This window comes from Brevibacillus sp. SIMBA_040 (assembly GCF_046535075.1).
Taxonomy (GTDB): Bacteria; Bacillota; Bacilli; order Brevibacillales; family Brevibacillaceae; genus Brevibacillus.
The window spans coordinates 103,697-111,175 of the sequence record NZ_JAWRXI010000021.1; the positions used below are offsets into that span (position 1 = coordinate 103,697).

Annotated in this window: 7 protein-coding genes and 3 tRNA genes; 4 read left to right on the forward strand and 6 right to left on the reverse strand. The window is 48.2% G+C overall.

Annotation, left to right across the window (positions count from 1 at the left end):
* Positions 1–11 precede the first annotated feature (11 nt).
* Positions 12–1,556, forward strand: a complete 1,545-nt coding sequence (locus tag SB752_RS26955) for a PucR family transcriptional regulator (RefSeq protein ID WP_410718548.1) — start codon at positions 12–14, stop codon at positions 1,554–1,556.
* A 3-nt stretch (positions 1,557–1,559) separates the two neighbouring features.
* Here the strand turns inward: SB752_RS26955 and ablB are convergent, their stop codons facing one another.
* On the reverse strand, positions 1,560–2,405 hold the full coding sequence (gene ablB, locus SB752_RS26960; RefSeq protein ID WP_410718555.1) for a putative beta-lysine N-acetyltransferase: 846 nt from the start codon (positions 2,403–2,405) through the stop codon (positions 1,560–1,562).
* A gap of 192 nt (positions 2,406–2,597) precedes the next feature.
* Between ablB and SB752_RS26965 the strand changes: the two genes are divergently transcribed.
* Together SB752_RS26965 and SB752_RS26970 are read left to right on the forward strand one after the other, a co-directional pair.
* The gene (locus SB752_RS26965; protein ID WP_103108720.1) at positions 2,598–2,681 is read left to right on the forward strand and encodes a YjcZ family sporulation protein; all 84 of its coding nucleotides are present in this window, start codon (positions 2,598–2,600) and stop codon (positions 2,679–2,681) included.
* A gap of 94 nt (positions 2,682–2,775) precedes the next feature.
* Positions 2,776–3,516, forward strand: coding sequence for a glycerophosphodiester phosphodiesterase (locus SB752_RS26970; protein WP_410718549.1), 741 nt, complete (start codon positions 2,776–2,778; stop codon positions 3,514–3,516).
* A gap of 53 nt (positions 3,517–3,569) precedes the next feature.
* Here SB752_RS26970 and mnmL read toward each other — a convergent pair whose 3' ends face one another.
* Together mnmL and SB752_RS26980 are read right to left on the reverse strand one after the other, a co-directional pair.
* A complete protein-coding gene (gene mnmL, locus SB752_RS26975) occupies positions 3,570–4,538 on the reverse strand; it encodes a tRNA modification radical SAM protein MnmL/YtqA (protein WP_410718550.1) in 969 nt (322 codons plus the stop codon).
* 192 nt (positions 4,539–4,730) lie between these two features.
* Positions 4,731–5,969 carry a glycosyltransferase family 2 protein gene (locus SB752_RS26980; protein ID WP_103108723.1) on the reverse strand — a complete coding sequence of 413 codons (1,239 nt, stop codon included), beginning with the start codon at positions 5,967–5,969 and terminating at the stop codon, positions 4,731–4,733.
* A gap of 853 nt (positions 5,970–6,822) precedes the next feature.
* Between SB752_RS26980 and SB752_RS26985 the strand changes: the two genes are divergently transcribed.
* Entirely contained in the window at positions 6,823–7,080 is a 258-nt protein-coding gene (locus tag SB752_RS26985) for a hypothetical protein (protein ID WP_410718551.1), read from the forward strand.
* Positions 7,081–7,243: 163 nt separating this feature from the next.
* Here the strand turns inward: SB752_RS26985 and SB752_RS26990 are convergent.
* The 3 genes from SB752_RS26990 to SB752_RS27000 all read right to left on the reverse strand — a co-directional run bounded on the left by SB752_RS26990 (position 7,244) and on the right by SB752_RS27000 (position 7,479).
* Positions 7,244–7,317, reverse strand: a tRNA-Arg gene (locus SB752_RS26990).
* 6 nt (positions 7,318–7,323) lie between these two features.
* Positions 7,324–7,397: transfer RNA gene (locus tag SB752_RS26995), tRNA-Cys, on the reverse strand.
* Between the two features lie 6 nt (positions 7,398–7,403).
* Positions 7,404–7,479, reverse strand: a tRNA-His gene (locus tag SB752_RS27000).

The window sequence follows — 7,479 nt, forward strand, 5'->3', positions numbered from 1 at the left end:
AGGTACTCCTCATGACGATAACCATTCGTGAAGCATTGCAACTACCAGATATGGTTCAAACGAGGCTGATCGCTGGCGCTGGCGGTCTGGATAATCCCATACGCTGGGTGACAATTGTGGAAGTGCTTGAGGATACGGGGCGCCTGCAAGAAGGCGAATTTTTGATTACGACTGGGTTTGGTCTAGCTGGCAATCCAATGAGACTCTCTTCGTTTATACCTTCCTTGGCCAAGCAAAAGCTGAGCGGTGTCGCGATTCATACAGGCTTTTATTTACGGGAAATACCGGAAGCGTTTATTGAGATGGCGAATCGTCATCAGCTGCCGTTAATTGAGATACCGACAGAAATCAACTTCTCGACCATCACTAAAGCTATTTTGCAGCCGATCGTGAACAGACAGTTTGAGACGCTCGCTTATTCGCAGGCAATCCATAATAAAATGATTGACGCTGCTTTATCAAAAGGGGGCTTGCCAGCAATCGCAGGAGAACTGGCTACACTTACTGGAGGTGCAGTAACGCTCGTCGATGCTCTTGGCTTCGAGGTAACACAGCAAGGCTGTTTGGGCGATGCAGCCGAAGATCATGCCACAGAAAGTGCCCACTCTGTTCCGATTCGCGCAAGCCGTGAGCACTTTGGAACACTGACCTTGGTGAAGCCCAAGCCTGCGTGGGAGGAGCTAGATGACGTGGCCCTGCAGCATGCAGCCACTTTATGTGCTCTGGAGTATGTAAAGGAACGTGCTGTCTCCGCTACGGAATGGCGCTTGAAGGGCGATCTCGTAGAGGAATTGTTAAATGGCAAGCCGATGAGTGCGTCCGAGCTAGAGAGTCGCTGTCGCATGCTGGGATACCCAGTGGCGGGTGGACATCTGGTGGTCGCTGTCCATGCACAGGGAACGAATCTCTCTGGCAACGGAGACCTTCACCAAAATGTCATTACACTGATGAGGCGTCTCTGTGACCGCCACAAGCGCTCTTACCTTCTGCGTGAGCGGCCGCACTGTCTCCTGTTCGTTTTGCCTGACGATCAGACAAGCATATCCCTGCTCGCACAGCTTACTTCACGCTGGGAAGCCTTGCATCCATCCTACGGCCTGCATGTAGCCATCAGCAATCCCTGTAGGCAGCTGTGCGATGTGGTTCATGCTGCTGAAGAAGCGATGTTTGCCTTGCAAGCCTATCCGTTATTGGCGAAGTCTCCCGAGCTCCTGCACTACCGAGACATGCAAGGCTATCAGTTTCTTTTCCCCTATCGGGAAAGCGAGGATAGAATGCTGACTCTCTGGCAGCCTTTGCTCGATCCGTTGATCCGTTACGATTCCAAATACAATCAGCAATTGCTCGAAACACTTGATGTCTATCTGCGCCAAAACGGCAATGGCCTGCAAACTTCTCAGACTCTGTATATTCACCGTCATACCTTGAAATACCGGCTGACTCAAATCGAAGAAAAGACAGGCTACCGCCTGGAGGACGCCCATCAACGTTGGCAGCTTCAGCTTGCCTTGATGGCGCGGCGTCTTCAGCAGCAGCTGTATCCCTCTATCGAGTAGCTTTTACTCTTGAATCGGGCGAAGCGGCTTCACCCATATATTCATGTCCTCATATCCGGAAAAAATCGTGCAGTTATTAATCAGCCGCCCTCGGTATTCATAACCCATTTTTGCAGCAGTGACGTTCATCCCGGCCGATTGTGCCCGTGTCAATGTGTACAAATAGTAGATACCGGCTTCCTCCATCCTGTGCTCCAACGCAATGAACAACGGCTGGAGGAGGCCTTTTCCCCCATGGTTGGGATGAGTGGCGCAATCCGTCATCTCAGCCGACCCCATCCGTTCCGTAACTTCTGCTGAAGCCGCACATGCGATAGCCCCGTCATACTCGACCACGAAATAGACCGTACCCTCCTGCATCGTTTTACGAATATACTTTGGATCGTCCATCGGCGTTGGATACGTCGCAAATACGAGCGCATACAGACTCGCCAGCTCTTCTGCATCCGCTTCTGTTGCTTCCCGCAAAAAATAGCCATCGGGCAGTACTTTTCCTTCGGCTTTGCCCGCTTTTGCGAGGCTCAGTGCGAGTATTTCCTCCGCCAGCTCAGGTGCAACCGAGGTCGATCTCTCTTCGGTTAAGTAACGTGTGAGCATATGAGCGGTCTGACCGTGAAAAAACCCGTCGATGGTTCCTTCCAGCGTATATCCCTCGTCTTGCCAGGTTGGAATATCTTCTTTTCTTCCATAGACAATCAATTTGGTTGCATCCGACTCGATTGCCAGCTCGTGCAATCGCTTATTCCATTCCGCAATTTTCGTATGTTCATACCGATGTAGCTTGACGCGTCTATTTTGCTGATCGATCACCAGATCCCCTGTTTCGAGCATCTCCTTTTCATTTACCATCATGAGGCTTCCTCCTCTGCTTCATTACTCCTTTCATTGTAGCAAATTACATTAGCCCGTCATCTGCCAATCTGTATAAAAAGGCGTATGTCATGCACAAAAGGAGTCAGGATGGGCATTCGACGAGCGCCATTTTCCCTATTCGCTCATAGGATGAAGGGAGTTGCTCCATCTGGGAAGGAGGGGGTTTGAGTGAGCTGCGGCAGAAACAACGATTTCGCACTCGTATTGGTGCTGTTCGTCCTGTTGGTGATTGTTCTTACTGCACTTGGATAGGTTTCTTCTGCTGCCCCTCAAGAAAGGTTGTATCGAGGGGCTTTCTACATATGCATGTAAGAGGAGCAGATGTCTTTGAAGGGAGGAAGCCCACGTGCTCCCACTTATCTATGCCCATCGCGGCGCTTCCGGCCTCTTTCCGGAAAACACGATGGAAGCCTTTCACGCAGCAGTCAGGCGGCGTGCTGATGGAATCGAGCTGGATGTGCAATTGAGCCAAGATAACAAGCTGGTTGTTATTCACGATCATCAGTTAGATCGTACGACGACAGGCTCTGGTTTGGTCCGCCGTCATACCCTGCAGGAGCTGCGCCAGTTTCGAGCAGACAAGGATTCGCACTCTCGATCTTCAAAAGCGCGAATTCCTACCCTGCGGGAAGTGTTTCAAGCATTTGCTGGTACATCCTTGCGCTTTATAATTGAAATGAAAAATTTCTTAGTCAGCCAGCCTCATCTGGAGGAATTGGTCATCGAGCAAATCCGCCGTTTTCAGTTGACAGAGAGAACGATTATTTCCTCTTTTAATTTTGATAGTCTGTTACGCATAAAGGAATTAGATCCCGTACAAACTACAGGGCTTTTATATGTAGGGCCAATCGCAAAGCCATGGGAGGTAGCTGCTCGTTACCAGGCTGACCAGCTTCACATCCCCCATGATCAGCTCAGATCGAGTGTGATAAAGCAATCACATCAGCATGGATTAACAGTCCTGGGCTGGGATCTCAACAGTAGCCGTCACATTCAAGAAGCGCTCGAATTAGGTGTAGACGGTGTCATTACGAATTATCCTGGTCGGGCAAAAAAAGTGCTTCGGGCATTGAATCGCTATAACTAAAAAAAGAGGAGCCTCCATGTGGCGGCTCCTCTTTTGCTTGCATAATCAACGATTTATCCTTTTGGCACAAAAAATTTCCCTTGCCAGCTGCTCCGGTTTTTCAGCTCGGCATCGATACCGTTCAGCACTTCCCATTTCTTACGGCTCCACATCGGGCCGATCAGTAAATCTGGTGGTCCATCTCCTGTAATCCGATGAACGATCATTTCGGGAGGAAGAATCTCCAGCGTATCGACAACCAGCTTGGTGTATTCTTCTTGTGAAAGAAAATCCAGCAGCCCTGCTTCATACTGCTTCACCATCGGTGTCTTGCGCAGTAGATGCAGCAAGTGAATTTTGATCCCCTGGACATCTAGATGCGCAACAGCATTGGCCGTCTCCATCATTTCCTCATGAGATTCGCCTGGCAATCCGTAGATGATATGCGAGCAAACCCGAATGTTGTGCTTGCGCAGCTTCTCTACAGCGTCTACATAGCACTGGTAGTCGTGTGCACGGTTAATCAGTGTCGCTGTGTGCTCATGAACCGTTTGCAGACCCAGCTCAACCCACAGATACGTGCGCTCATTCAATTCTGCAAGATACTCTACCACGTCATCTGGCAGGCAGTCAGGACGTGTCGCGATGGAAAGACCGACTACTCCGTCTTGCTTCAAAATAACCTCATACATCTCACGAAGCTCTTCTACCGGAGCATACGTGTTTGTATACGCCTGGAAAAAGCCGAGGTATTTGGCTTGTGGCCATTTCTCATGCATGCGATTCTTGACGTCGTGAAATTGCCGTTCCAGATCCATCCGACGGTCACCTGCAAAGTCGCCAGAGCCTCTCGCACTGCAAAAGGTGCAGCCTCCCGTTGCTACTTTTCCATCCCGGTTCGGGCAGCTGAAGCCCCCATCCAATGGCACCTTAAAAATCTTTTCGTGAAAGGTCCCTCGAAGATGATAGTTCCATGTATGATATCGCTTGTCTCCCCACATCAATGGGGTTTCGCTAGGGCAATTATTTTGTGCTACCTTCATTGCTGTTTTCCTCCTCATGGCACAGCTACGTCTGTACTCTCTTTTGCGTAGCCATGAACGGATGCCTCGATCCGGCGAGACATGGTCCGATTCCTTAATCACGTCATTATACCAAAAGAAACGCCATTCTTGCCACTTTGAATAACAGGAAAACCACAGGTTTCAGTTACCCTGTGGTTTTGCTCGCAATTGTTATTGCTGGATCTCCTCGATACGAATCGCGCGGGTGTGGGAGGTATGACTCCACACCTGATTTTTCTTGGTGAAAAACGCGTAAAACATAATCGGGAGCCAGGTTAGGAAAAAGAACGGCAGTAGCAGCAGTCCTAGATAGCCTTTAAGCGGCACCCTTTCCAGATACAGCGCCAGGAATGGCAGTAGATAAAACACTGCTGTTGAACCATATACGAGCCAGCTTGGCAAAATGGTTGCGGCTGGAGTCAATGCAGCGATATCGAAGAAGCGGCCCAAAAACAGCAGGGACATCATGGTAACCATCAAGACGTACATCGGTTGGAACAAGTAAAACGCTGCGTCCAGCATTCCGAGCCTTCTAGATTTGAGTCCGTTTTTCAAAACGGTGCCGATGTATCTGCCCGCCACGTCATAGTGACCCTGCATCCAGCGCAAGCGTTGGCGCATGGAAGATTTCAGGTCAATCGGCTTTTCATCCCAAACTTTGGTATCATGTGCCCAGGTTGGGTAAATACCTCGTGCAATACAACGAGTAGCAAACTCCAAATCCTCAGTCAGACTGGTTGCTCCCCAGCCCATCTCTTTCAGCAGGTTGCTTTCAATGCACAGTCCTGTTCCTCCCAAGGTGTTCGGCAGTCCCAGGTTGTGACGTGCCAGCTGCCACATACGGTTGGTAAACCAGTACGTAACTGCATACGAAAGCGTAATCCAGGAATCAAACGGGTTCTTGGAATCCAGATAGCCTTGGATTACTTTCGCCCCTTTACAGAGACGATCGTTCATCACACGCAAGAAGTTCTTCTCCACGAGATTGTCGGCATCAAACATCACTACAGCATCGTATTGCTTAGGTCTTGCCCAGAGGTTTTCCAACATCCATTCAATCCCGAAGCCTTTACCACGCTTGGACGTATCAAAACGCTCACAAGCATACGCTCCGTGTTGCCGGCTAATCTCTGCGGTGTTATCTGTACAGTTGTCACAGATGACAAAGATGTCGTACATTTCACGCGGATAGTCCAGCTTTTTCAGGTTCTCAATCAAGGGTGCGATGACAGCACTTTCGTTGTGTGCAGCAATCAGTACAGCAAAAGTCTTTTGTGGTTCAGTTGTAACAGTTTCATTTTTGCGGAACAGCCCTGCACAAGAAACCAGGGTTTGGTACGTGCTGATGACACCTACCGTTGAAGTAAATCCGATGAATAATCCCTCAATGATCTCTCTAATTACACTCATGGGTTCTTCTCCTCGACCTAAACCAGAATTGGGTCAGTTCTGATTTGGGTAGTGTTTTTCCAAAATTTCTCTATTCTTTTTCTCTCAATTGGGAGTTTACATCAAATGTGATTCATTTTGCAATGACCCAAAAGTGGGAAAAAAATAAGGCACTGCTATCACCTTTCCCACCTTTTTCTCTTTCTATTCGACATCTCTTGACAGCGAGCAGATTAGAAAATTTGGCTTATCACCACGTCCAACAGCGAAAGCCTTCGTTTTTCTTATACTTTCATCCTATATCTCAGTAGGTTTCCGAAAGTAAAAAAAGCCCTTGGCAAAAAAAGGCTCGATTTGATTAATGGATCGAATATCCGAAGTGATTTATTCCTGACGAAAATTTGATAGGGTGCGGTCAGCAAGACGTGATCGTACACAGCGCTTCATGCCGTGGTTAGCTGCAAAGCAATCTGCTAATACCACTTAGGCCGATCAATTATCAAAAAATTTTGTTCTATTCCTGGTTGACTTTAATCACGGAATTGAGTATACACAATCCACTATATGAAGTCAATACGACTTTCAGACATCGAATTACCCATTTTTCCGTCATAACTTTTTACTCTTACGCAAAAAATCTCCTTTTCTACTAAATTTGTAAAATAGTGTTAATCGGTGTCGAATCCTCTGCTAATTGTGGAAGATTTGTTCCACAAGAATAACATGGATTCGTCACATTCGCCCTTTTGACCGACTCCAAGATTTTACGTTTTCTTACATATTTTTGATGAAATTAGACAAATTATTACCAGTGGAAGCAAAGTCTCATGGGCGTTCCCGCCACAAAAATATTCTGATCTGAGAGGGAAAATCGATGATTCCTGAGGATATTAAACTACTGTTACATGATATTCGCTTAATCGGAGGTGGAATGAAGGAATACGAGCACCCCGATGACTGGCAGCTAATACGAAACCTGCTTGGTGATCCGCAGACCGTTGATTTAAGCGATGCTACGCCTGAGTATTGGGAGCAGATGAAAGTCTCGCTGGAGGCCGTGAAAGAGGTGGCCATGGAAAAAGCAGAGAAGCGCTATCTACACGGTCTCTATTACTCGAATCCATTTATTTGATGGCTTGCGAAAAGCCTCCTCTCTTTCGTTTTAGAAATCGAGAGGAGGTCGTGTTTCTTCTATTATATATGTTCGGTCGATATGCTCTTTTGCAGACATCAAAAAACCTCCCTTGGACATTTATCGTCCTTAGGAGGTTTGTCATCCTTTGATAATAACGATGCGTCCCAGGAGAGATTCGAACTCCCGACCGACGGCTTAGAAGGCCGTTGCTCTATCCTGCTGAGCTACTGGGACACAGTTTGGAGGGAGTACCCGGATTTGAACCGGGGGTGAAGGTTTTGCAGACCCGTGCCTTACCACTTGGCTATACTCCCATTGCATGGGGCGATCGATGGGACTTGAACCCACGAGTGCCGGAGCCACAATCCGGTGCGTTAACCCCTTCGCCACGACCGC